Here is a 1,153-nt window from a genome sequence, read left to right as displayed (position 1 = left end):
GGGCCTGTTGCGCAGTAGCCCGGGATGTTGAGGGGGCAGAAATTGCAGGGATTTCGCTCGTATTTGTGAGTCTCTGGCGCCTTGTTTGGGGTTTTGGGCGGCGGCTCGGCCCGTGCGGCCGGACTGCAGGCGCACCTATCCTGTGATGGCGACCCATCGGCGCATGTTGAAGGCGATCGCCGCCAAGGTCACTTGGGCCGTCGCCTTCGCCAGCCCGACATAGCGGATCGTGGTCAGCCTCATGCGGTTCTTGAGCGTCGCGAAGGTGGTCTCCACCGCCGCGCGGCGTCTGGCGATCAGGCGGTTGTAATGTTTGAGCCGCGGCGGCAGCGGATGGTGCTTGTTGGGGCGCCGCGCAATGCGAGCCTTCTTGCCTTCGGCTTTGAGCCGACGGCGGCGGGCATGGGTGTCGTAGGCGGCGTCCGCCCACACCGTCTTCTCGTCGCCGCAGATCAAATGATCGGCCATCACCGTGTCGTTGACGTTGGCAGGCGTCGTGATCACTTTGCGGATCAGACCAGAGCCTTCGTCGACCCCGACGTGAGCCTTGTAGCCGAAGGTGAAGCCGCTCTTGCCCTGCCGCACGGTAGGGCGGGCATCCGCATCCTTCGAGGCCCGCTCACCCGAAGGCGGCGCCGAGACCGCATCGATCAGCGTGGCATCCAGCATCGTGCCCCGCTTCAGGATCACGCCGGCCTTCTCCAACTGCCGGTCCAGTTCGCCAAACAGCTTCTCAAGCAGACCTTCGCCGACAAGTAGATTGCGAAAGCGCGAAAGCACCGTGTGGTCGGGAATGCTCTCCTCCAGCCCGAGCCCGACAAAGCGACGGAACGACAACCGGTCGCCAAGCGCTTCCTCAAGTTCACGGTCCGACAGTCCATAGAGCGATTGCAGCAAAAGCGCCTTGAACAGCACCAGCGGCGGCCACGCCGCCCGACCCGGACCGCCATCGCGCAGCGGGTTGAGCAGCTTCTCGAAGCGATACCACTTCACCAGACCCGACAACCGGTCGAGCGGCGATGAGCCGCCCACAAGCTTGGTGCCCAGAAAAGCCTCCGCCAAGCTCAACTGACCCGTCCGCTTCACTGCCATCCTGATGTCCTCCGAGCTTCTGTCTCAGAGAATCACAACCAGCGAATTACGCAACAGGCCC

General features: G+C 63.7%; 1 protein-coding gene. It reads right to left on the bottom strand.

Features of this window, described 5'->3' with window-relative positions; translation table 11 throughout:
* Positions 1-135: 135 nt before the first annotated feature.
* Complete coding sequence (locus B5V02_RS18025) at positions 136-1,092, bottom strand: IS5 family transposase (protein ID WP_111545527.1); 957 nt, start codon at positions 1,090-1,092, stop codon at positions 136-138.
* Positions 1,093-1,153 lie beyond the last annotated feature (61 nt).

Origin of the sequence: Mesorhizobium kowhaii, assembly GCF_003253745.1 — a bacterium.
Taxonomy (GTDB): domain Bacteria; phylum Pseudomonadota; class Alphaproteobacteria; order Rhizobiales; family Rhizobiaceae; genus Mesorhizobium; species Mesorhizobium kowhaii.
This window is presented reverse-complemented; position numbering and strand designations above follow the sequence as displayed.

Coding starts and splice junctions, on each gene's coding strand:
- B5V02_RS18025 (WP_111545527.1), bottom strand. CDS start 1,092: ATGGCAGTGAAGCGGACGGGTCAGTTGAGCTTGGCGGAGGCTTTTCTG.